Origin of the sequence: Polymorphobacter fuscus (assembly GCF_011927825.1) — a bacterium.
Taxonomy (GTDB): Bacteria; Pseudomonadota; Alphaproteobacteria; order Sphingomonadales; family Sphingomonadaceae; genus Sandarakinorhabdus; species Sandarakinorhabdus fusca.
Genome location: NZ_JAATJI010000001.1, coordinates 1,941,484 through 1,964,413 on the forward strand (window position 1 = coordinate 1,941,484; position 22,930 = coordinate 1,964,413).

Consider the following 22,930-nt stretch of genomic DNA (forward strand, 5'->3'; position numbering starts at 1 on the left):
GCGGGTGACGGCCATCGCGGTCGGAACGGTTGCGGTATCGCCGGCGACCCGGCAAGTCAGCGCCATGCGCACCGGCATCCTCAACGTGCGGCCGTCGATCATCCCCGGTTTCGGGGTGACCTTCGGCATCACCCTGACCCTGTTGTCGGTCATCGTGCTGATCCCGCTGTCGGCCGTGTTCATCCGCGCCGCCGGTCTCGGCTGGCAGGGGTTCGTCGCCGTCGCTTTGTCGGATCGCGCCCTGCAGGCCTATCGGCTCAGTTTCGGTGCGGCGGCCATCGCGGCCCTTATCAACGCCGTCTTCGGCCTGCTGACGGCATGGGTTCTGGTCCGCTATCGCTTTCCGGGCCGCCGGCTGGTGTCGGCGCTCGTCGACCTGCCATTTGCCCTGCCGACCGCCGTGGCGGGCATCGCGCTGACGGCGCTGTATGCCCCTAATGGCTGGATCGGCGGCGTGCTCGCACCATGGGGCATCGATGTTGCCTTCACACCGCTCGGCGTCGTGATCGCGCTGGTCTTCGTTGGCCTGCCGTTCGTCGTCCGCACGGTCGAACCGGTGCTCGCCGACCTTGGGCTGGACGTGGAGGAAGCCGCCGCCAGCCTGGGCGCCACGCGCTGGCAGACGTTCGCCCGGGTCATCCTGCCGGCGCTGGGCCCGGCGCTGCTGACCGGCTTCGCGCTCGCCTTCGCGCGCGGCGTCGGCGAATATGGCTCGGTGATCTTCATCGCCGGCAACATGCCGTATCGAACCGAAATCGCGCCGCTGCTGATCGTCGTCCAGCTCGAACAACATAATATCGCCGGCGCGACCGCCATCGCTGTGACGATGCTCGTCGCCAGCTTCATCCTGCTTTTGTTCACCAATTTGCTGCAAAACTGGCAGCGCCGGCGGACGCTGGCATGACACCGGGATCGACCACCGAGCCGCGCTGGCTGCGCTGGCTGCTCATCGGCGCGGCGTTGCTGTTCCTGCTGCTCAACCTGGCGCTGCCGCTGGCGGTGGTCTTCGCCGAGGCGTTTCGAAAGGGCGCCGACACCTATGCCCGCGCGATCGTCGACCCCGATGCCCGCGCCGCGCTGCGCCTCACGCTGACAATTGCCGCCATCGCGGTTCCGATCAACATCGTGTTCGGCCTCGCCGCCAGCTGGGCGATCGCCAAGTTCGACTTCCGCGGCCGTTCGCTGCTGATCACCTTCATCGACCTGCCGTTTTCGGTCTCGCCGGTCGTGTCGGGGCTGATCTTTGTGCTGGTGTTCGGCGTCGATGGCTGGTTCGGGCCATGGTTTCGCGACCAGGGCCTGCCGATCATCTTCGCAGTTCCCGGCATCGTCCTTGCCACGCTGTTCGTCACCTTCCCCTTTGTCGCGCGTGAGCTCATCCCGTTGATGGAGGAACAGGGCCGCGATGAGGAGGAGGCCGCGCTGTCGCTCGGCGCCTCGCCGATCACCACTTTCCTCAAGGTGACGCTGCCGAACATCCGCTGGGGACTGCTGTATGGGGTGCTGCTGTGCAATGCCCGCGCCATGGGCGAATTCGGCGCTGTATCGGTCGTGTCAGGCCATATCCGCGGCCGCACCAATACCCTGCCGCTGCACATCGAGATCCTCTACAACGAGTATAATTTCGTCGCCGCCTTTGCCGTCGCCTCGCTGCTCGCCGGGCTTGCGCTGGTGACACTGGTGGTCAAGACGCTGCTCGAATGGCGCTATGCCGGGCAATTGGCAGGGAAAGCACTTTGAGCGTTTCAGCCCGCAATGTCGTCAAGCAGTTCGGCGCCTTCACCGCGCTCGACAATGTCAGCCTCGATGCGGCCGATGGCGAATTCCTGGCGCTGCTCGGACCATCGGGGTCGGGAAAGACGACGCTGCTGCGCGTCCTCGCCGGGCTGGAATTCCCCGACAGCGGCAGCATCGCCATCGCCGGGGAGGACATGGCCGGCACCGGTGCCCGCGACCGCCGGGTCGGCTTCGTTTTCCAGCATTACGCCCTGTTCCGCCACATGACGGTGGCGGACAATATCGGTTTCGGCCTGTCGGTACGGCCACGCGCCAGCCGGCCGGCGGCGGCGGCGATCGCGGCGCGCGTTACCGAACTGCTCGACCTTGTGCAGCTGTCGCATCTGGGCGACCGCTATCCGTCGCAGCTTTCGGGTGGCCAGCGCCAGCGCGTCGCCCTGGCGCGCGCGCTGGCCGTCGAACCGCGCATCCTGTTGCTCGATGAACCGTTCGGTGCCCTCGATGCCAAGGTCCGCAAGGACCTGCGGCGGTGGCTGCGCGATGTGCATGACCGCATGGGGCTGACGTCGGTGTTCGTCACCCATGACCAGGAGGAGGCGCTCGACCTCGCCGACCGCGTCGTGGTGATGAACAGAGGCGCTATCGAGCAGATCGACACACCCGAAAATGTCTGGAACCGCCCGGCGACGGCCTTTGTCTGCGACTTCCTCGGCGGCGCCAACCGGATCGATTGCACGGCGCGCGAAGGCGGGATCGACATCGGCGGCGTCGTCCTGCCCAACACGGCACCACCGATCGCCGATGGCCCGGCAACGGGCTTCATCCGCCCGCACGAGTTCCGCATTGGCAGCGCGGATGGGCCGGGCCTGGCCGTGACCCTGCGCCGCCTGCAGCGCACCGGCGCCGCGGCCGCACTCGAAACCGCCCTTCCCGATGGCAGCATCGTCGAAGCGAGCATCGGCGATCTGCCGCCCGGCCTGCTCCCCGGTGCAGCGCTGGTGCTGGTGCCGACAACGGTCCGCGCCTATCCGGCGGACCAGAGCGGCTCTCGATCAGGTTGAATCATTGTCATCGCCCTGCCGGCGACCGCTGCCGGCGACGCGCTATTTCGCCTCGCGGCGAAGCCTGATCGTCCGCCCGTCGGGGGCTTTCAGCAAGGCGGCGCCGGTGCTGTCGAAGCTGACCGTCCGCACCGCTTCCATCGTCTGCAGGAACTTGCGCTCGGTATCCATCTTGGCCGGTTCGCACATCATCATGGTGCCCGCCAGCGGCCCGAACTTGACCGTGGCACCGGTCTGCTGCCAGCTGCCGCGATAGCGATTGCAGCCGCCGGCGCCGTAGACGACGCTGGTGTTCTGGTCGCCCGGCTCGAACGTGGCATCGACCCGCACGCCGTCGGGGACGCCGCCGCCGTTCAGATCCTCGACCAGCCACGGCCCGCCTTCCAGGCTGCCGCCGAGCGCCGGCAGGTCACCCTTGACCAATGCCACCTCCTTCGCACACGCCGACAGCGCCAGCAGCCCGATAGTGATCAACACGACACGCCTGGTCATTTCTCGTCACTCCGGGTGCACAGGATGTCGGCAAGATAAACACGCGCATCGACGGTCTGCAATTGCCAATAGCGCACGACACGATAGCCGGCGCGCCGGCACAGTTCCTCGGCCGTGTCATGGGCGCAGTTCAAGTTCGCCTTGCCGCGCGGGCAAGCGAGCACCCGTTCATTGCCATAGGTCGGCGCCGCCCAATAGCGCGACGCGACGCCGCCCAGGCTGGGGCCGCCGGGCGTGACGCTCGGTGTCGGCCGGGCGACCCCGTCGCCGGTCGCCAATTGCCGCAACGAACGCACGCTGAAGCCCTGTCCAAGCCCCGCCGCGACCGGATAATCGCGGTCGATCTCCATACACTGGCCCTTGTAGTCGCGGTCGGCGCAAAGTTCCCACCGCCCGACGATCTTCAGGCTTTCGGGCGCGATCGCACGGGGCAAGCGGGGCTGGTCGGTGGTGAAGACGTCGGCCGGGCCCCGGTAGAACCGGTCACCGTACAGCGACACGGCCGGCGGTGCCGGGGTCGCGGCCGCGAGCAGGAGCGCCAGCGTGATCAAGGCCGGCCGGCGCGCAGTTCGTCACGGATCTCCGCGAGCAGCGCTTCGGTCGGCGTCGGGCCGGCCGGCGCGGGCGCCTCGGCGGGCCGGATGACGCGATTGGCGGCGCGGACGATGAGGAAGATCACGAAGGCGATGATGAGGAAGTTGATGACCGCGGTGACGAAACTGCCAAAGCCGATCATCGGCACGCCGGCTGCCTTCAATGCCGCATAATCATTCGGCGACCCGGCATAAGTGGCGGGAATGCTGCCAAGGGTGATGAAATAGCTGGAAAAATCCACGCCGCCGGTGATCGCGCCGATGACCGGCATGATGATGTCGTCGGTCAGGGAGGAAACGATCTTGCCGAACGCTGCGCCGATGACCACCGCGACGGCTAGGTCGAGCACATTGCCGCGTGCGATGAACGTCTTGAACTCCTGAATCATCGGCATTTCTCCGTTGCAGGTCCGCACCCTATTGAAAATCGGCCAGTCGCACTATCTATGTCGCGGTCGCGTTCCGGCATCATGCCATGGACCGCGACGGCCGTGAAAGCCTGTTTGGCAGGTGGGACGGTTGGCATCGGTTGTGAGGATTTGAAACAATGCAGCGGATTGCAAGCAACCTGGCGCGGATCGGCATCATCGCCGGACTGGCAGTCGGCCTGTCGGCCTGCGGCGTCAATTCGATCCCGACCAAGGAAGAAAACGTCAAGGCCAAGTGGGGCGACGTCGAAAACCAGTATCAGCGCCGCGCCGACCTGATTCCGAACCTGGTTTCGACCGTGAAGGGTTTCGCGGCGCAGGAAAAGGATGTGCTCGAAAGCGTCACCCGGGCACGCGCCAGCGCCACCCAGGTCACCGTCGACCCGTCCAAGCTGAGCGACCCGGCGCAGATGGCCGCGTTCGAACAGGCGCAGGGGCAGGTCGGCAGCGCGCTCGGCCGCCTGCTGGTCACGGTCGAAAAATATCCCGAACTGAAGTCGAACGAGAATTTCCTGCAGCTGCAGTCGCAGCTCGAAGGCACGGAAAACCGTATCACGGTGGCACGCCGCGACTATAACGAGGCCGTGCAGTCCTATAACACCGAGATCCGCACATTCCCGTCGATCGTCGCCGCCAAGGTGATCTATGGCAGCGAGCCGATCCCGCCGTTCAAGGCAACGACGACCAACGCCAACACCGCGCCGACCGTCGCCTTCTGACGATCCCCACCCAGACCCGGCGGCCGTGGCCGCCGGGGCCAGGAGTTGACATGAGTCCCGGGCGGCACGACCGCACCACCAGCCGGCTGAGCCTGGTCGCCTTTGTCCTGGCGGCGCTTGTGCTTGTCCTTTCGCTCGCCGGTCCGGCGTGGTCGGCGCCCAGCTTTCCCAAGCTCGATGGCCGTGTCACCGATGCGGCCGGCATCCTGGCTCCTGAAACCCGCGCCAGCCTCGACGCCCGGCTGGCGGCGCTGGAAAAGGCCACGACCATCCAGCTGGTCGTGGCGACGGTTCCCGATCTCCAGGGCTATGAAATCGACGAATATGGCTATCAGCTCGGCCGCAGCTGGGGCATCGGCCAGAAAGGCACCAACAACGGCGCCCTGCTCATCGTCGCCCCCAATGAACGCAAGGTGCGGATCGAAGTCGGCTATGGCCTCGAAGGCGTGCTGACCGACGCGCTGACCTCGCAGATCATCCGCCGCGATATCATCCCGTCGTTCCGCGCCGGCGACATGGCCGCAGGCGTCGTCGGCGGCACCGATGCCATCATCAACCTGTTGCAACTGCCCGCCGACCAACGCCAGCAGGCGGCGGTCGCGGCGGCGGCGAGCGAACGCCAGGGCGCCGGACGGCAGCGCTCGGGCTCGGGCTTCGGCGCCGTGATCTGGATCATCATCATCGTCATCTGGGTCGTCATCAGCGTCGCGCGGCAGCGGCGTGGGCGCGGCAGCGGCCCCGTCATCCTCTGGGGCCCGGGCATGGGCGGCTGGGGCGGCGGCGGTGGTGGTGGCGGCTGGGGCGGCGGAGGCGGCGGCTTCGGAGGCGGCGGCGGCGGCTTTGGCGGCGGCGGATCGTCGGGCAGCTGGTAATGTTGTTCACCGATACCGACCGCGCCCGCGTGGCCACGGCCATCGCCGATGCCGAAGCGACGACGGCGGGCGAGATCGTCGTCATCGTGTCGACCGAATCTCATCGCTACCCGGCCACCGTCCTGTCGGTGGCCACCTTGCTGGCGCTCGCCGTGCCGATGGCGGCGCTTGTCGCCGGATGGTCGCCGTCGGCGCTGTTCGGGGACTGGAGCGAGGGACCGGCACTCGAAACCCGCAGCCTCGAGGCATTGGTCATCCTGCAGGTGCTGGTCTTCGGCGCGGTGCTGGCGCTGCTCTGGTTCACCGGCCTCGGCCGCACCCTGACTCCCGGCGGCCTGCGCCGCGACCGCGTGCACCGTGCGGCGCTAACGCAATTCAAGGCGCGCAGCCTCGAACGGACGGCTGGACGCACCGGTGTCCTCATCTACATCGACGAGCCCGAGCATATCGCCGAAGTCATCGCCGATACCGGGATCTACGCCCGGGTGCCGGCCGACCATTGGGGCACGACGATCGCCGCGCTGACCGCCGGCATCAAGGCCGGTCGACCGGCAGACGGCGTGGTTGCAGCCGTGGCCCTGGCCGGCGACGTCCTCGCCACGCATTTCCCGCGGCTTGCCGATGACGTGAACGAACTTCCGGACGGGCTGATCGAGATCTAGCGGCGAAGGTTCGGGCCCGACATGCGCCGCGCGGCGCCCCTATGCGGCCGCGCCCAGATATCCCAGCTGCGCCGCCTTGAAGATCGTCTGCGACCGGTTCACCGCGTCGAGCTTTTCACCGGCGTTCTGGATGTGGAAGCGCACCGTTGCATGGCTGCGCGACAGGATGAGGCTGATTTCCTTGTCGGTCTTGCCGATGCTTGCCCACCGCAGGCATTCGACTTCGCGCTTGGTCAGTTGCGTGTCGCCCGGCAACCAGTGGCGCGTGCGATGCGCCTTGGTGTAACCGGAGACGAAGCGATAGGCGAGAATCCCCAGATAATCGCCAAATTCGGCGAATTCGGCGCTGAGATCGTCGCGTTCCTTGTCCTTGCAATTGTAGGTGACGATGCCGATCTGGCCGAACGGCTGGTGGATCGGCACCACGATGGCGCCGCGCGTCAGCGACCGCCGCTCGAAATTGTCGAGGCCGATCTGATCGAGATAGCGGTTGGGCTGGCGGGTGCGAAAGCCACTGGCATTTGCCCAGAACGGCTCTGATTCATACCGACAAGCCCGCGGCAGCGGCGACGACAGCGCCAGACGCGAATCGGCCCACCACCGCTCGCCTTCGCCGGTCCAGCCGAACACGTCCGCGGCGATGACATTGCCTTCGGCATCGAGCATCGTCGCCTTCGACGCGATATTGTCGCAAACCGCGGCGCGCAGTCCGCCGCAACGCATTGCAATCGCATGGAGCGCCTCCGCGGCGCCGCGCACATCGTCGACCGTTGTTACCGAGACAGCAGCCAGATCGGCGGTCAGGTCCATCACGCATCTCCCCATGTCGTGACGGCCAGCACCTCTATCCGCAGGGGTCGTGGCGACGTTCCGATGGGAACAATGCCGCCCCTACGCCGGGTTTGCGCTGGCCGAGTCCAAGGGCGTCTTACGCCGGGCGGTTTGGCACTGCAATGGCGCCGACATGCGAAGGCGGTTACAGGACGTTGAACACGTACAACAGGATGATGATCGGAAGAGGGATACCGACGGCCCAGAGAATACAACCCTTGCCCATGATGACGTTCCTTCAATGTCTGGTTTGCCGATCAACGGCCGGATATCGCGCGGGTTCCGTGGCGGCGCGCCCCGCCCCTGCGACAAAGCCCAGTGGCGGGGCGGCGTCCCGGCCGCCAACCTGCCGGCCATGGAAAGCCCCGTCACGCCCCTGGCGATCGTCACCGATTTCTGTGCCGCCTGGGATCGGCTGGATTGGGACGCCATCCACGCCCACCTTGCCGAGAACCTGCTCTATCACAATGTTCCGATGGCGCCGGTCGCGGGCCTGGCCGCCTTCAAGGCCTTTTATGCTGCCTTTCCAGTGACCGAGGCCGCGTTCGAAATTCACCATATCGCCGCCAACGGCCCGGTGGTGATGACCGAGCGCACCGATCGCTTCCGCCTTGGTGAAACAACCATCGTCATCCGCGTCATGGGCGTGTTCGAGATCGGCAACGGCAAGATTGCCGTATGGCGCGATTATTTCGACCTTGCCGAGTTCTCGCGGCAAATGCCGACGGAGCTCGCATGAATTTCGATCCGACCGAGGACCAGGCGCTGCTCAAGGCGGCTGTCGAGCGTTTCGTCAGCGACAGCTATGGCACCGACCTGACCGCGCGCCGCGCCGCGCGGCTGGCGGAGACCGGGTTTTCCGCGACCCACTGGGCGCGGCTGGCAGCGACCGGCGTGCTGGCGCTGCCGGTTTCGGCCGCCCATGGCGGGCTTGGCGCCGGCCGTGTGGAACTGATGCTGGCCATGGAGGCGCTCGGCCGCGGCCTTATTGCCGAGCCGGTGCTCGAAGCGGCCATCGCCGCGGCTTTGCTCGACGCGGCCGGCACGCCCGCCCAGCAGGCAGACGTTCTGGCGCCGCTGATCGCCGGGGACCGCCTCGTCGCCCTCGCCCATGCCGAACGCGACGCCCGCCACAACCTCGCGCATGTCGGTGCCACGGCAAGGGCCGTCGGCGCCGATGTGCTGATCGACGGCACCAAGATCGCGGTTCTGGCCGGCGGCGCCGCCGACACCCTGATCGTCTCGGCACAGACGGCCGATGGCATCGGCTTCTGGCTCGCTCCCGCCGCTGCACCGGGGGTCGACCGGCGCCGCTACCGCCTCGCCGACGGCTCGGTCGCCGCCGAGATCACCCTGCGCCAGGTGACGGTCGCCGCCGATGCCCGCCTTGCCGGCGGGGTGGCGAAACTGTGGCCCGTTGTCGCCATGGCGCGGCTGGCGGCGGCGGCCGAAATGCTCGGCATCATGACGCTGCTGTTCGACACGACGCTCGCCTATGTGAAGACGCGCACGCAGTTCGGCCAGCCGCTCGGCGCCTTCCAGGTCATCCAGCATCGAATGACCGACGCCTATGTGCTGGTCGAACAGGCGCGGTCGCAGGTCTTCCGCGCCGCGCTGGCACCCGATGCCGATTTCGCCCGCGCTGCCGCCGGCGCCAAGGCCTATGTGGCGGAGGCCGCGCTGGCCGTCGCCCATACCGCTGTCCAGTTGCACGGCGGCATGGGCGTCACCGACGAACTGGTCATCGGCCATGGCCTGAAGCGTATCCGCGTGCTGGCGCTGACCTTCGGCGATGCCAATGCCGCGATCGACGATTACCGCCAGGCTGCTTGATCGGGACCCGCATGGACATCCGCTTTTCCGCCGCCGACCTGGCCTTTCGCGACGAGGTCCGCGATTTCCTCGCCGCCGAACTGCCGCAACGGTTGCGCGACGGCATGAACGGCACGCCGTCGGTGTTCGTCGAACCCGAAATCGGCCTGGAATGGCAGCGCATTCTCCACGCCAGGGGCTGGCTCGCCTATCAATGGCCGGTGGACGTCGGCGGCACCGGCTGGACGCCGGTGCAGCGCTATATCTTCGAAAAGGAATGCGCGCTTGCCGATGCGCCGTCGCTTTCGGTGCTGGGGTTGAAGCTGGTCGGCCCGGTCATCGCGCGATTCGGCACGCCGGCGCAAAAGGCGCGCTTCCTCGATCGCATCCTCACCGGTGAGGAGCTGTGGTGCCAGGGCTATTCCGAACCCGGGTCGGGCAGCGACCTTGCCAGCCTGAAAACCCGCGCCGTGCGCGACGGGAACCGTTACCGCGTCAACGGCACCAAGATCTGGACGACCCACGCCCATTATGCCGACTGGATGTTCTGCCTCGCCCGCACCGACCCGGATGTGAAGCCCCAGGCCGGCATCTCCTTCCTGCTCATCGACATGCACCAGCCCGGCGTCACCATCCGCCCGATCATCGGCATGGCCGGCGACCATGAGGTCAACCAGGTCTTCCTCGACGATGTCGAGGCGCTGGTCGAAAACCGCATCGGCGCCGAGGGCCAGGGCTGGACGATCGCCAAATATCTGCTCGAGAACGAGCGTGGCGGTTCCTGCGCGGCGCCGCGACTGCTTGCCGAGCTCGACCGGCTCGAACGGTTGGCGGGTGACCAGCCGTCGGGCCACGGCGGCGCGCTCGGCGCCGACGCCGACTATGGGCGCCGGCTGGCGAAACTGCGGATGGAGGCCGAAGCGCTCGAAATGACCGAGTTGCGCATCCTGGGTGAACTGGCGCAGGGCCGATCGCCCGGCCCGCAGACTTCGATGGTCAAGCTTGTCGCGTCCAACCTGCGCCAGCATATCGACGAACTGGTCGTCGAAACCTTCAGCCTCGATGGCCTGCAGCTTGCCACCGAACGTCCGCTCTATGGCAATGAAAGTCCCGAACCGATCGGATCGAAACCGGCGCAGATGGCGATGCCGACCTATCTCAACAGCCGCGCCTGGACGATCTTCGGCGGTTCCAACGAAGTGCAGAAGAACATCATCGCAAAGACGGTGTTGGGCCTGTAGCGCCGCGCGCGCGTGCCGGGCGCCGACAGGACGGCCAGCGCGGCGGCGGTGCCGTTCCCCGCCGACCCGTTCAATCGTCCGGCCCGAGCGACGGGTCGAGATCGCGCGGCCTGATGAAATGGGTCAGCACCGCGCGTCCGCCATCGACCTGTGCCCAGCGATCGATGGCGATTTCGAGCCGCGCCAGCGTCGCAGTCGGATATTTCGTCTCCGCCTCGCCGCGCAGGTCGCTGCCCGGCGGCACCAGTTCGAGCAGCAGGTCCTCCAGCCCCGGATTGTGCCCGACGAGCAGCGCGTGGTGGTGATGATCGGCAAAACCGGCGACGAGTTCCACCAGCGTCGCCGACGACGCCAGATAGATGCGTGTCTCGTACAGCGGCGCCAGCCGCGCCTTCATGCCGGATTCGACACCCTCGATGGTCTGGCGGCAGCGCACCGCCGGCGATGCCGCGACATGGTCGAAATCGGCGATCGTTCCAGCCGCCAGCGACCGCCGCAGCCAGCCGCCGATGGTGGCGGCAGCGCGGCGGCCGCGATCGTTGAGCGGCCGGTCGAAATCGCGCAGCAACGGGTCGTCATAGCCGGATTTGGCATGCCGCAATAACGTCAGCGTCTTCACCCGCGCTCCTCAGGACCGGTCATCGCGCGACCATGCCCTGCCCCGCCCTCCGGCGGCAAGTCCCCCGCGCCGGCGTCGGGCGGCCGGCTTTCGTGTGCGAGTGGGAGGCGACGATGGGCGGCAGCAACCGCCGCCACCGCATCCTCGAGCCCGACCCGGTCCACCGGCGTGCCCGGCGGGAAGGCGCCGAGCAGCCGCGAGGGAACCGCCGGCCCGATCAGCACAAAGCAGCCGCGGTCATCGGCGCGGCGGATCAGCCGCCCGAAGGCCTGTGCCAACCGTCCCATCGCCACGGCATCGTCATGGGCGGTGCCGCCGTTCATGGCGCGCCGCGCCGCGTGCAGCACCGTCGGCCGCGGCCAGGGCACACCCTCCATCACCACCAGCCGCAGCGAAGCCCCCGGCACATCGACTCCGTCACGAAGGGCGTCGGTGCCGAGCAGCGAGGCGCGCGGTTCGGCACGGAAGATGTCGACCAGCGTTCCGGTCTCGATCGGATCGACATGCTGGGCGTAAAGCGGCAGCCCCGCCCGCGCCAACGGATCGGCGATGCGGGCATGGACTGCGCGCAGCCGCGAAATCGCCGTGAACAACCCCAAGGTGCCCCCCTCTGCCGCTTCGATCAGGCTGCGATAGGCATGGGCCAGGCCCGACATGTCGCCGCGCCGGACGTCGGTAACGATGAGCACGCGGGCATTGCGGGTGTAATCGAACGGACTGGCAACGGCGAAATGCGTCGCCGGCAACGCCAGCTGGCGCGCCCCGGTCCGCGCTTCCGCCCCGGCCCAGCCGTCGTCGCCTTCTGCCACCACCGGTGTCCGCAGCGTCGCCGAAGTGACGAGAACGCCATGCGCCGGTTCCAGCACCGCCTTGGCGAAGGGCCGCATCGGGTCGAGCCAGTGGCGGTGGATGCCGATGTCGAGTTCGCGCCCATCGATCCGCGCCACGGCGAACCAGTCGACAAAGTCGGGGTCCGCCGCCCCGCCCAGCCGCGCCAGCAGGCCCAGCCACGCCGCCAGCAGCGCCGCGCGCAGCCGCAACCCGGCGGCGGCACCCTCCACCCGCGCCCGGCCGCCGCCATCGAGCCAGTCGGGCGGGTCGTCGAGCATCGCCTGCAACCGCGATTCGAGCACCGCCATCGGCGTTGCCAGCCGCGCCAGTTCGGTCGACGCCGCTGCCGCCGCGTCGATCACCGCGGGCAGCACCGCCGCAATCTCCGTTTCCAGCCCATAGCCGGCATCGGCGGCCTTGCCGTCCGACCGTGCCAGCACCTGCGCCCGCACTGCGGCAAGCAGCGTTTCGATCGCCCCATCCGGCGTCGCCGACAGGATGCGCCCCAACCAGCCTTCGCCCGGCAGCACGCGCGCCGCGGCGACCACCTTGTCGATCGCCGCCGCGCCTTCATCATCATAGCCGGCAAGTTCCGCCAGCCGCGCCGCCAGCCCCCGCCGCCGCCCCGCCGAGCGCCCGCCCTCGCGGTTGGTCCGTTCCGGCCCCAGCAGCCACTGGCGCAGTTCCACCGCCTCGCGCCCGGTCAATTCGACGGCAAAGGTCGCGTCGGCAGCGTCGAACAGATGATGCCCCTCGTCGAACACCAGCCGCGTCATCGCCATGCCCTCGGCGCGCCCACGCACCGCGTTGACCATGACCAGCGCGTGGTTGGCGATGACGAGGTCCGCCGCCGCCGACGCCCGTGTCGCGCGTTCGATGTAGCAGATGCGGTAATGCGGGCAGCCGGCGTGGATACATTCGCCGCGCCGGTCGGTCAGCCCGGAAAAACTCGACCGCCCGAACAGCGCCGGCAGCCAGCCCGGCAGGTCGCCGCCGACCATGTCGCCATCGCGGCTATATTCCGCCCAGCGCGCGGCCAGTTGCGCGAACACCTGCGCCCGGTTGGCGAACCCGCCCTGCACCGCATCTTCCAGGTTGAGCAGGCAGAGGTAATTTTCCCGCCCCTTGCGCACCACGACCTTGTGGCGCTTTTCCGCTGCGTCGGGATAGGCGCGCACCGATTCCTGGTCGAGCTGGCGCTGCAACGCCTTGGTGAAGGTGGACAACCACACCGCGCCATCGGCGGCCATCGCCCAGCCATTGGCGGGCGCCAGATAGCCCAGGGTCTTGCCGATGCCGGTCCCGGCTTCGGCCAGCACCATGTTCGGCGCCCCGGCGATGCGGCGCGGCTGGAACGCCGCCGTCACCGCCTCGGCATAGGCGCGCTGCCCGGCGCGGCGCTCGGCGCCCGCCCCCAGCATCGCGTCGAGCCGGGCATCGACGGCGCCGGCCGACAGTGTCACCGGACGCGGCGCCGGGCGGGCAGCGGCTTCCTCCCATTTCGGCAGGGCGGTGAACAGCGACCGTTCCGGCGGCACCGGCTGGCGCAGGCGCCGCGCCAGCAACGCCGCCCAGGGCCAGCGCTGCCGGCCCAGCGCCTGCAAGATTCCCCAGGCGCCATGCCGTGCCGGCCACGCCGGATCGTCGGCGGTATCGAGCAGCGCCGTCGCGGCGCGGTGGAGGAACCCCGCATCGCTGTCGCGCAGCGGCGGGTCGATCCCCAGCGCCGCCGCCAGTCCGCCCGGCGTCGGCACCGTGAACCGCGCCGGATGGACGAAGGCGAACAGTTCGAGCAGGTCGAGCCCGGCAATTTCCCCCAGACCCAGCCGGCTGGCGATGACGGGTGCGTTGAGCAGCAGGTGCGGGGCATCGGCGACGCGCCGGATCGCCTCGCCGCGCGACACCGCTTCCGCCGGCGCGCCGGGCAGCGCGATCCAGACACCGGCGTGGGTGGCCGTCAACGCCGGATGGGAGGAGGGTTGCACGATGCCGCTATCGCCGCCAGAGAACAGGGACACAGGAATAGACGGAACAGATGAGCAACGCCACCCAACTTCGCGCTGCTGCGCTGGATAGCCTCCGCGCCGCTGCGCAGGATAACAAGGCCTGGCCTTATGAAGAGGCGCGCAAGGTCATCGCGCGCTACCCGACCGGCTTTCCCGATTCCGGCGTGCTCTTCGAAACCGGCTATGGTCCGTCCGGCCTGCCGCACATCGGCACGTTCGGTGAAGTCGTGCGCACCACGATGGTTCGCCGTGCCTTCGAAACCATGGCGCCGGGCGTCAAGACCCGGCTGATCGCCTTTTCGGACGACATGGACGGGCTGCGCAAGGTCCCCGACGGCATCCCGAACCCCGAACTGCTGCGCGCCAACCTCGGCAAGCCGCTGACCCAGGTGCCCGACCCGTTCGGCACCCACTCCAGTTTCGGCGCCCACAACAACGCCCGGCTGCAGGCCTTCCTCGATGGCTTCGGCTTCGACTATGAATTCCTGTCCTCCACCGCCTGCTACCAGGCGGGCCGGTTCGACGCCGTGCTGCGCCGCATCCTCGAACATTATGACGCCGTCATCAACGTCATCCTGCCCACGCTCGGCCCCGATCGCCGCGCCACCTATTCGCCCTTCCTGCCGATCGACCCGGTCACCGGCATCGTCCTGCAGGTGCCGATCGTCGACCGCGATGTCGCCGCCGGCACCATTTCCTACCAGCGCCCCGAAACCGGCGAGACCGTTACCGTTCCGGTCACCGGCGGCGCCTGCAAGCTGCAGTGGAAGGTCGATTGGGCGATGCGCTGGGTCGCGCTGGGCGTCGACTATGAAATGGCCGGCAAGGACCTGATCGATTCTGTGCTGCTGTCGGGCCGCGTCGCGCGCGTGCTCGGCGCCGAACCGCCGGCGGGGTTCAATTACGAACTCTTCCTCGATGCCGAAGGCCAGAAGATCTCCAAGTCGAAGGGCAACGGCCTGACCATCGAACAATGGCTCGACTATGGCCCGCCTGAAAGCCTCGCGCTCTACATGTTCCAGAATCCGCGCAAGGCGAAGCGGCTGCACTTCGACGTCATCCCGCGCGCCATCGACGAATATGCCGATTTCCTGGGCAAATACCCCGACCAGCCGGTCGAACAGCAGCTTGGCAACCCGGTCCATCACATCCACGAAGGCACGCCGCCGGCGACCGACCTGCCGATCAGCTTTTCGCTGCTGCTCAACCTCGCTTCGGTGGCGGCGACCGACGACCCCGCAAAGCTGTGGGCCTATGTCGCCCGCCAGGCGCCCGGCACCAGCCCCGAAACCCATGCCGAGCTCGACCGCCTCGTCCACCATGCCGCGCGCTATGCCCGGGATTTCGTCGTCCCCGGCCTGCAGCGCCGCGCCCCGGACGCGCGCGAGGCCGCAGCGCTGGCCGATCTCGACGCCCGCCTCGCGGCCGTCGGTCCCGGCGCCGATGCGGAGGCCTATCAGTTCGAAGTCTATGAAGCCGGCAAGGCCGCCGGCTTCGACAATCTGCGCGACTGGTTCAAGGCGCTCTACGAAACGCTCATCGGCAGTTCACAGGGACCGCGTATGGGAAGCTTCATTGCGCTTTACGGGCTTGAGCAGACCCGGGCGCTGATTCGGACCGCGCTCGCAAAGGATGGTTGATGACATCACGTTTCGCGCTGCTGCTCACCGGCCTGGCGTCTCTGGCACTGGCCGGCCCGGCACTGGCCGATGCCAGTGGCGCCTTTCGTGACGGCAAATGGCCGGCGGCGATCAGCCAAGGCCGTGCCGAGGCCACGCCGGCGAGCCTGACCCTGGCCGGGCGTGCCCAGCTTGCGATCGCGGCCTATGACACGCGCGACAAGGCGCAGGCGCTGGCATTGGTCCAGCGCGCCGAAGCCGATTTCGACGCGGCGCTGGCCAAGAATCCCGGCGATATCGCCGCGCAGATGCAAAAGGCCGTCGCCATCGGCTATCGCGCCAAGCTGACCAAGGCCCCCGGCCTTGCCAAGGATGCGCGCAAGCGGTTCGAAACCCTTCGCGACGCCCATCCCGACAACAGCCTGGCCTGGTCGGCGATCGGCGGCTGGCATGGTGGCGCCATCGCGACGCTGGGCAATTTCATGGCGAGCACCGTGCTCGGCGCCAAATCGGCCGAAGTCGATCGCAATTTCGGCCAGGCGTTGAAGCTCGATCCCGACAACCCGTCGCTGCGCACCATCTATGCGATGACGTTGCTCGATCTCAATGCCGGCAACGCCGCGCGCGCCGCGACCGTGCTCGGCGGCATCGGCGCGCTGCCGGCGCGCGACGGGTTCGAAGCGTTGCTGCGCGCCCAGGGCGTTCAACTCGCCGCCGCGCTGAAGGCGGGCAACGTCAAGGCCGCCCAGGCACTGGCGAGGCGGCTCCAGGCCTTCGGCACGCTGGCCTGACAGACGGGGGCCTGACAGACGGGCCCGGGGCCATCGGCCCCGGCGCCGCGCTTATTTGACCTTGGCTGCCGTCGCCTCGATCTCGATGAGGAAATTCGGCCCGGCAAGGCCCGCGACCTGCACTGTCGAGCGTGCCACCAGATTGGGGTTTTCGGCGGTGCCGAAGAACTGCTTGTAGCCGTCGTTGAAGCCGGTGAAGTCCATCTTGCCGCCCATGTTCGGCGCCGCGGCGACGAACACCGTCAGCTTGAAGACGTCGGACATCTTGTAGCCCTGCTTCTCCAGGATCGCCTTGATCTTGTTGAAGATGCTGATCGTCTGCGTCTTGGTGTCGCCAAAGCTCTCGGGCCCGGTGACCGGCTTGGACGGGTCGATCGGGGAAGCCAGCTGCCCCGAAAGATGGAAGATCTCGGCACCGGGCGGAACGATGGCGCCCGACAGGATGATCGCCGGTGGCGGGTTGGTAATGCGGTTGACCGCCTGCGCATTTGCCGACGCTGCCAGCGCCGCGGTGGCAAGGCCCAGAACGGCAATCAAGGTCTTCATGCAATTGTCCCCTCAGCAAAAAGCAGTGCGGGCGACAGGATAGCCCTGCCGCCCGCATCCGCAACCCGGATTACCGGGCCGTAATCAAAACGAGCGTCTTCAAAACTTCACCTGGCCGCGAACATACCAGAAGCCACCCATGTAGCTGAGCGGTGATGCATCATTGTACAGCCGGCCCGCAGCACTGGCCCCGGTCTGCGCATAGATGTTGCGCAGGTCTCGGTCAGGGTAGCGATTGAACAGGTTTTCGCCCCCTGCCGCGACGCGGAACCGCTCGGCAAAGGTGATGCCCACTTCCAGGTCGAAGCTGACGTCCGCACCGAATTTCTGGGTGGTGAAGGCCGTCGCCGACACGTCGTTGCTGTTGTACGAGGTGATTGTCCCGAAATAATTCACCCGGCCCGTGGCATCGAACATGCCGAGGTTCCAGGTTTCGGCCAGGACGCCGCGGAACTTGGGCGTTAGCCCTTCAATGTTCGCGGCCCGCTGCAGGTTGATCGCTTCGGGTCGCGTCCGTTCGATCACGCGGGTTTGGTTGTAGTTGATCGCCAGCGACGTGTTGAAGGTCCCGAAATCGGTGCTGGCACGATGCGACGCCACGGCATCGACACCTTGTGTCCGCGTCTTGAAGCCGTTGGTGTAGTAGGTCACCTGCCCCAGATCGAACGCATTGGACACGCCTTGTGCGAACAGCGCCGCCTGATCCCCTGCCGTCACCACGAACGGCGAGGTGATCGAGATGCGGTCGCGCACGGTGATGTTGTAATAGTCGACGGTCAGGTTGAAGCCACCACCCGGCGTGACCACCACACCGCCCGAGAAGCTGACCGACTTTTCGGGTTTCAGCGGTTCCGACCCGAAATAAAGCGCCGTCGTGCTCCCCGGAGTCACCGTCGCCGTTGCGACCGGCACCGGGCTGTTGTTGGGGAAACCGGTTTGCACATTGGCCGTCGCCGCCTGGCCCGGGGTCGGAGCCCGGAACCCGGTGCTGCCGGCCCCGCGCAGCGCGAACGCATCGTTGACCGCCCAGCGCGCGCTGACCTTACCGTTAAAGGTCCCGCCGAAATCGCTGAAATTGTCGTAACGCGCTGCGACACCCAGCGTGAAGCTTTCGACAATATCGGCTTCCAGGTCGAGATAGGCCGAATAGCTGTTGCGCGACGTATCGGTAACCGACGACGGCCCATAGCCCGGGAAGCCATCGGCGCCGATCCCCGCAGTGGTCTGGAAGCGCGTTCCGTCAGCGCGCTGCACCGTCTGCACGGCATAGGGGCCTGCCGTCCACGACGCTTCATCGCCCAATCCGACGACATAGGATTCACGGCGGAATTCAAGGCCAGCCGCGATGTTGAGCGGGCTGGCGAAGCCGACCTCGACCGGCTTGCTGACATCGAGATTGAGGTTGGTTTCGCGCTGTTCGAGCGTGCCGAGGTAAAATTCGGTCGGCGACGTCGGGCCCAGGGACGGGTTGAGCGTGCTGGTCATGTTGTAGCGGATGCGGTTGCGCCCCGACGCGGCGCTGACGTCGAAGCGGATGCCGCTTTCGGTTTCGCCACGATAGCCAATAACCCCTGCCACGTCCTCGTTGGTGCTGAGGAACAGCGGCACATAGCCTTCGGGATACAGGCTGCTGCGTTCGAACGTTGCACCGGTGGCGCTGTACACCGGCCGGCCCTGTGCGTTGAACAACCCTGGGATCGTGTCGAGATAGATGGTCGAGTGCGATCGCCCAAAGGTCTGAGACGGCGCGAAAGGCTGCCCCGGCGCCGGCGATGCACCCGGCACCGTAACCGCAATCGGACGACGATAGTTGAAGTCGACCTCCTGGTCGGCATAGCCATAATTGCCGAAGAAATAGACTTCATCCTTGTCACCGACCGGCACCGCCGAATTGATGACAAAGCGGTAGGTCGTGCTTTCCGGCTGACCATAGCGCGTCGGCGGGCTCGGGACATCGACGCCCAAAGCGCGCAGCGCCGCCGAGTCGGGGCGATCGACAGCGCGGTCGAACAGCCCCTGGTCGACGAATTCACCCGAGATATTGATGAACCCTTCGCCAAGCTTGAAACCGGCATTTCCGGACACCTGGATGTCCTTGCCGTCGCCGCGGTAGGTCTGGCCGTAGCGCGCATTGAGTTCATAGCCCGAATCGTTCGTGCGCAGCCCGAGGTTGATGACGCCGGCGATGGCGTCCGACCCATATTGGGCCGCGGCACCGTCGCGCAGCACTTCGATGCGGCCAAGCGAAACCGAAGGGATCTGCGAAAGATCGGCACCTTGCGAACCCGCCGACAGCGAGTCACCGGCAACCTGCACCAGCGCGGACCGGTGCATGCGCTTCCCGTTGATGAGAACGAGGATCTGGTCAGGCGGAAGGCCGCGCAGCGTCGGGGGGCGGACGAAAGCCGACCCGTCCGCACCGGCATTGCGTTGCTGGTTGAACGACGGAACCAGGTTCTTCAGGATCGTCTGCAAGCTCGGGCTGGGCTGAGTCGCCAGATCCTGGGTCGTGAAGACATCGACGGGCACCGCCGATTCGGTCACGGTCCGGTCGGTCCGGCGAGTGCCGGTGACGATGATCGCGTCGCCCCCGGCGCGTTCATCGGCCGCCGCCGTCGCCGACGTTGTCTGTGCGGACGCGGCATCGCCCAGGCTGGCGATTGCCAGCGCCGACAGCGATACTGCAGCAATTCGGTCGAACTTCACTCTGGTCGATATCACGTCTGGCCCTTTCGAAATGAATCGTCGGACCTCCCCATCGCAAAGGCGCGGCTTCGAACTCTCCGATCGAAGTCCCCGCCACCCGGAACGCTCGCCCCGCCGCAGATTTGTGCGTTCGTTGCAACCGCCCCGCATCACACCCACACCCCGGTGTTCAGGCAACAAGAGTGCGTGAGAGCCTTGCCGATTGGCAAGATGTTACACAAACCCACTTTCAAATCGCGAGTCGATTGTAACATATTTGCCACGCACTCCGGTGCGGTCGGCAATCTTGACCCCCGTCGACACCCCGGCCATCCTCGCAACCGGGCGGGGTTCATGACGAAATCCTATGACGCGGTCATCATCGGCGGCGGCCACAACGGGCTGGTCTGCGCCTTTTATCTGGCCCGCGCCGGGCTGAAGGTCCGCATCCTGGAATCGCGCACGGTCGTCGGCGGCGCCTGCGTGACCGAAGAATTCGCGCCGGGGTTCCGCAACTCGACGGCAAGCTACACCGTCAGCCTGCTGCGCCCGAAAATCATCGCCGACATGCGGCTGGGCGACCATGGCTTTCGCGTCATCGAACGTCCGGTGGCGAATTTCCTCCCGCTGGCGAACGACTATCTCAAGCTCGGCGGCGGCACGGCGCGCACCCAGGCCGAGTTCGCGCGCTTTTCGCCCCGCGACGCCGCGGCGCTGCCCGCCTATGAGGCGGCGCTGGAGCGCGTCGCCGCGCTGCTCCGCGATCTCAGCCTGCGCACACCGCCCAACGCCGGCGTGGGTCTGCGGGCGTTGGTCACTGCCGCCGCGCAGGGGCGCCCGCTGCTGCGGCTCGACCTGGCGACACAGCGCGACGCGCTGGCGCTGTTCACCCGGTCGGCGCGCGATGTCCTCGACGGCTGGTTCGAATCGGATGCGGTCAAGGCCGCCTTCGGGTTCGATTCGATCGTCGGCAATTACGCCAGCCCCGACACCCCGGGCAGCGCCTATGTGCTGCTCCATCACGTCTTCGGGGAGGTCAACGGCAAGAAGGGCCAATGGGGCCACAGCGTCGGCGGCATGGGCACCATCACCCAGGCGATGGCGGCGGCGTGCACCGCGGCCGGCGTGGAGATCAGCCTCGAATCGCCGGTCGAAAAGCTGCTCGTCGGCGGCGGCCGGGTCACCGGCGTGCGGCTGGCATCGGGACTGGAGATCGCGGCCGGCACGGTCGCCGCCAATGTCGGCCCGGCGCTGCTGTTCCGCCAGCTGGTCGACGCGGCCGACCTGCCCGACGATTTTCGCCGCCGCATGGCGACCTACCGCACCGGGTCGGGCAGTTTCCGCATGAACGTTGCGCTGTCGGAACTGCCCGATTTCGCCGTGCTGCCCGGCACCGCCCAGGCCGAACATCATGGCGCCGGCATCGTCATCTCCCCCAGCCTCGATTATATGGACCGCGCCTTCACCGATGCCCGGCGCGACGGCTGGTCGGCGCAGCCGGTCGTGGAGATGACCATCCCGTCCACCGTCGACGACAGCCTGGCGCCGCCCGGCGCCCATGTCGCGAGCCTGTTCTGCCAGCATTTCGCCCCGACGCTGCCCGGCGGCCGGTCGTGGGACGATGTGCGCGAGGCCGCTGCCGATCACATCATCGACACCGTCACCGCCCATGCCCCCAATTTCCGCAACGCGATCATCGCCCGGCAGATCCACGCGCCGCTCGACCTCGAACGCAAGTTCGGCCTTGTCGGCGGCGACATCTTCCACGGCCGCATGAGCCTCGACCAGCTCTGGGCGGCGCGGCCGGTGCTCGGCGCCGGCGATTATCGCGCGCCGATCGCCGGCCTATACATGTGCGGGTCGGGCAGCCACCCCGGCGGCGGCGTCACCGGCGCCCCCGGCCACAATGCCGCGCGGGAAATGCTCCGCGACCGCGCCCTGGCACGCCGCTGGTGGCGTCGGCGCTGACGGTTTTCGCGGGTTAACCTCAACCGCGATTTACCACGAAGCCGCGGCAAGCCCGGCGCCGCGACGCCGTTGCTGCTGCTGTCGGCACGCACGCTTCGATTCCCTTCAGCCCGTGTCCACACGTCGTGTTGCGTAACCAGTCGAGGAGTGTCCCCATGTCGAAGACCGTCACCGTCGCCACCGCCGCCCAGTTGTCCGCCGCCGCCAAGGTGGCCAAGGCGGGCGACACCATCCTTCTTGCCCCGGGCAATTATGGCGACGTCAACCTGTCCAACCTCAACCCGGCAGGCAATATTACCATCAAGTCGGCCGATCCGGACAATGACGCCGTGTTCCGCACCTTGCGGATGACGCGGTCGAACAACGTCACGCTGCAGGATTTCGACGTCCACCGCCCGCTGAACCCCGGCGAAAGCAGCAACGGCGCCGCCGTGCAGGTGAATGGCGGCAAGAATGTCACCTTCATCGGGATGGACATCAGCGGATCGATGAACGGATCGGCGCTCGACGATGGCCATGGCATGTCGATTTCGACGGGCAGCCATATCTCCATCCTCAATTCGACCTTCACCCAGCTTCGCACCGCGCTGATCGTGCGCGGCGACAATTTCCTGTTTGCCGGCAACAGCGTCACCGAGGTCCAGGAAGGGTTGAGCATCAGTTCGATGACCAAGGGGGTCTTTGCCCAGAATTACATGGCCGACTGGCAGGCCAATTACGCCGCCGGCGCCCACCCGGACATGTTCCAGGTCCACAGCGGCGGCACCGCCGTTGCCAGTTCCGACCTGATCTTTCGCGACAATGTGCTGTTGCCGGGCGATGGCCCGGTCGGCGGCTTCTTCATCAGCAGCCAGGCGGTGGGGCGCGGGGAACGCCACGAGAATATCCTTGTGGAGAACAACTATTATGAAGGCGCCTATCGCCATGCCATCACCGTCGCCAATGCCGACGACGTCATCGTTCGCGACAACACCGTGCTGATGGGCGACCACAAGGGGCTGGTGCCGGCCATCAACCTCAACGACATCCGCGGCGGGCTGATCGAAAACAATGTCTCGACGCTGATGCTGGAACACCGCACCCTCAAGAACAGCGACATGGTGTTTTCCAACAACATCGACGTCTGGGATTCCCAGTTCAAGAAGGGCGTGGCCGTCGCCGACCTGTTCGCGCCGGCGAACAATGGCGATCTGGATTTCAGTGACCTCGATGTCATCGGCACCTCGGCGGCCGCCCAGTCGGGCGCCGGGTTCCGCGCCGTTGCCGAAATCGGCGCACTGTCGGGCACGGCCGCTGCCCAGGCCGCCGCATGGCTGCCGACCTACGACCAGAATTTCAACGTCTTCGCCTGATCTGGCGGCTCGCGCCTGTCACAAACTCCGGCTACCACGGCGGCGGCCATCAGGGCCATCAGGAT

At 67.2% G+C, this 22,930-nt stretch carries 21 protein-coding genes; 13 read left to right on the forward strand and 8 right to left on the reverse strand.

Going from position 1 to position 22,930, the window contains the following annotated elements; all coding sequences use genetic code 11:
* Positions 1-64 precede the first annotated feature (64 nt).
* From cysT to GGQ62_RS09130, 3 genes are read left to right on the forward strand one after another with little or no spacing between them, the layout of a single operon-like run.
* Positions 65-904: a sulfate ABC transporter permease subunit CysT gene (cysT, locus tag GGQ62_RS09120; RefSeq protein ID WP_152577605.1), complete on the forward strand. Its 840-nt coding sequence runs from the start codon at positions 65-67 to the stop codon at positions 902-904.
* Entirely contained in the window at positions 901-1,740 is an 840-nt protein-coding gene (cysW, locus tag GGQ62_RS09125; protein ID WP_152577604.1) for a sulfate ABC transporter permease subunit CysW, read from the forward strand. The genes cysT and cysW overlap by 4 nt, the downstream gene beginning before the upstream one ends.
* Complete coding sequence (locus tag GGQ62_RS09130; RefSeq protein WP_152577603.1) at positions 1,737-2,798, forward strand: sulfate/molybdate ABC transporter ATP-binding protein; 1,062 nt, start codon at positions 1,737-1,739, stop codon at positions 2,796-2,798. Before cysW ends, GGQ62_RS09130 begins: the two co-directional genes overlap by 4 nt.
* A gap of 42 nt (positions 2,799-2,840) precedes the next feature.
* On the opposite strand, the gene GGQ62_RS09135 is transcribed toward GGQ62_RS09130, so the two are convergent.
* From GGQ62_RS09135 to mscL, 3 genes are read right to left on the reverse strand one after another with little or no spacing between them, the layout of a single operon-like run.
* Entirely contained in the window at positions 2,841-3,290 is a 450-nt protein-coding gene (locus GGQ62_RS09135; RefSeq protein ID WP_152577602.1) for an META domain-containing protein, read from the reverse strand.
* Positions 3,287-3,841 (reverse strand): hypothetical protein, encoded by a 555-nt coding sequence (locus tag GGQ62_RS09140; protein WP_152577601.1) that lies wholly within the window; start codon positions 3,839-3,841, stop codon positions 3,287-3,289. Before GGQ62_RS09140 ends, GGQ62_RS09135 begins: the two co-directional genes overlap by 4 nt.
* Positions 3,838-4,272, reverse strand: coding sequence for a large conductance mechanosensitive channel protein MscL (gene mscL / locus GGQ62_RS09145; RefSeq protein WP_152577600.1), 435 nt, complete (start codon positions 4,270-4,272; stop codon positions 3,838-3,840). Before mscL ends, GGQ62_RS09140 begins: the two co-directional genes overlap by 4 nt.
* A 158-nt stretch (positions 4,273-4,430) precedes the next feature.
* Between mscL and GGQ62_RS09150 the strand changes: the two genes are divergently transcribed.
* The 3 genes from GGQ62_RS09150 to GGQ62_RS09160 are packed head-to-tail and all read left to right on the forward strand — an operon-like array spanning position 4,431 to position 6,564.
* The gene (locus tag GGQ62_RS09150) at positions 4,431-5,030 is read left to right on the forward strand and encodes a LemA family protein (RefSeq protein ID WP_152577599.1); all 600 of its coding nucleotides are present in this window, start codon (positions 4,431-4,433) and stop codon (positions 5,028-5,030) included.
* A 50-nt stretch (positions 5,031-5,080) separates the two neighbouring features.
* Entirely contained in the window at positions 5,081-5,902 is an 822-nt protein-coding gene (locus GGQ62_RS09155; RefSeq protein ID WP_152577598.1) for a TPM domain-containing protein, read from the forward strand.
* Positions 5,902-6,564 carry a TPM domain-containing protein gene (locus GGQ62_RS09160; protein ID WP_152577597.1) on the forward strand — a complete coding sequence of 221 codons (663 nt, stop codon included), beginning with the start codon at positions 5,902-5,904 and terminating at the stop codon, positions 6,562-6,564. Before GGQ62_RS09155 ends, GGQ62_RS09160 begins: the two co-directional genes overlap by 1 nt.
* A gap of 39 nt (positions 6,565-6,603) precedes the next feature.
* Here GGQ62_RS09160 and GGQ62_RS09165 read toward each other — a convergent pair whose 3' ends face one another.
* The gene (locus GGQ62_RS09165; protein WP_152577596.1) at positions 6,604-7,374 is read right to left on the reverse strand and encodes a helix-turn-helix transcriptional regulator; all 771 of its coding nucleotides are present in this window, start codon (positions 7,372-7,374) and stop codon (positions 6,604-6,606) included.
* A gap of 49 nt (positions 7,375-7,423) precedes the next feature.
* Between GGQ62_RS09165 and GGQ62_RS16700 the strand changes: the two genes are divergently transcribed.
* The 3 genes from GGQ62_RS16700 to GGQ62_RS09180 are packed head-to-tail and all read left to right on the forward strand — an operon-like array spanning position 7,424 to position 10,448.
* Positions 7,424-8,134: a limonene-1,2-epoxide hydrolase family protein gene (locus tag GGQ62_RS16700; RefSeq protein ID WP_243446639.1), complete on the forward strand. Its 711-nt coding sequence runs from the start codon at positions 7,424-7,426 to the stop codon at positions 8,132-8,134.
* A complete protein-coding gene (locus GGQ62_RS09175; protein WP_167649557.1) occupies positions 8,131-9,228 on the forward strand; it encodes an acyl-CoA dehydrogenase family protein in 1,098 nt (365 codons plus the stop codon). Before GGQ62_RS16700 ends, GGQ62_RS09175 begins: the two co-directional genes overlap by 4 nt.
* An 11-nt stretch (positions 9,229-9,239) precedes the next feature.
* A complete protein-coding gene (locus GGQ62_RS09180) occupies positions 9,240-10,448 on the forward strand; it encodes an acyl-CoA dehydrogenase family protein (protein WP_152577756.1) in 1,209 nt (402 codons plus the stop codon).
* A gap of 70 nt (positions 10,449-10,518) precedes the next feature.
* Here GGQ62_RS09180 and GGQ62_RS09185 read toward each other — a convergent pair whose 3' ends face one another.
* Both GGQ62_RS09185 and GGQ62_RS09190 read right to left on the reverse strand, forming a co-directional pair.
* Positions 10,519-11,067 (reverse strand): SixA phosphatase family protein, encoded by a 549-nt coding sequence (locus GGQ62_RS09185; RefSeq protein WP_152577594.1) that lies wholly within the window; start codon positions 11,065-11,067, stop codon positions 10,519-10,521.
* Entirely contained in the window at positions 11,064-13,886 is a 2,823-nt protein-coding gene (locus GGQ62_RS09190) for an ATP-dependent DNA helicase (protein ID WP_152577755.1), read from the reverse strand. Before GGQ62_RS09190 ends, GGQ62_RS09185 begins: the two co-directional genes overlap by 4 nt.
* Before the next feature lie 47 nt (positions 13,887-13,933).
* Here GGQ62_RS09190 and GGQ62_RS09195 point away from each other — a divergent pair, with 47 nt between their 5' ends.
* Both GGQ62_RS09195 and GGQ62_RS09200 read left to right on the forward strand, forming a co-directional pair.
* Entirely contained in the window at positions 13,934-15,544 is a 1,611-nt protein-coding gene (locus GGQ62_RS09195; protein WP_152577593.1) for a lysine--tRNA ligase, read from the forward strand.
* Positions 15,544-16,314, forward strand: a complete 771-nt coding sequence (locus GGQ62_RS09200) for a tetratricopeptide repeat protein (RefSeq protein ID WP_152577592.1) — start codon at positions 15,544-15,546, stop codon at positions 16,312-16,314. The genes GGQ62_RS09195 and GGQ62_RS09200 overlap by 1 nt, the downstream gene beginning before the upstream one ends.
* A 51-nt stretch (positions 16,315-16,365) precedes the next feature.
* On the opposite strand, the gene GGQ62_RS09205 is transcribed toward GGQ62_RS09200, so the two are convergent.
* The gene (locus tag GGQ62_RS09205) at positions 16,366-16,860 is read right to left on the reverse strand and encodes a RidA family protein (protein WP_152577591.1); all 495 of its coding nucleotides are present in this window, start codon (positions 16,858-16,860) and stop codon (positions 16,366-16,368) included.
* A gap of 99 nt (positions 16,861-16,959) precedes the next feature.
* Positions 16,960-19,566: a TonB-dependent receptor plug domain-containing protein gene (locus GGQ62_RS09210; RefSeq protein WP_243446638.1), complete on the reverse strand. Its 2,607-nt coding sequence runs from the start codon at positions 19,564-19,566 to the stop codon at positions 16,960-16,962.
* 333 nt (positions 19,567-19,899) lie between these two features.
* On the opposite strand from GGQ62_RS09210, the gene GGQ62_RS09215 reads away from it, so the two are divergent.
* Both GGQ62_RS09215 and GGQ62_RS09220 read left to right on the forward strand, forming a co-directional pair.
* Positions 19,900-21,513: a phytoene desaturase family protein gene (locus tag GGQ62_RS09215; RefSeq protein WP_152577589.1), complete on the forward strand. Its 1,614-nt coding sequence runs from the start codon at positions 19,900-19,902 to the stop codon at positions 21,511-21,513.
* Positions 21,514-21,668: 155 nt separating this feature from the next.
* A complete protein-coding gene (locus GGQ62_RS09220) occupies positions 21,669-22,865 on the forward strand; it encodes a right-handed parallel beta-helix repeat-containing protein (protein WP_152577588.1) in 1,197 nt (398 codons plus the stop codon).
* The last annotated feature ends 65 nt before the right edge of the window (positions 22,866-22,930 follow it).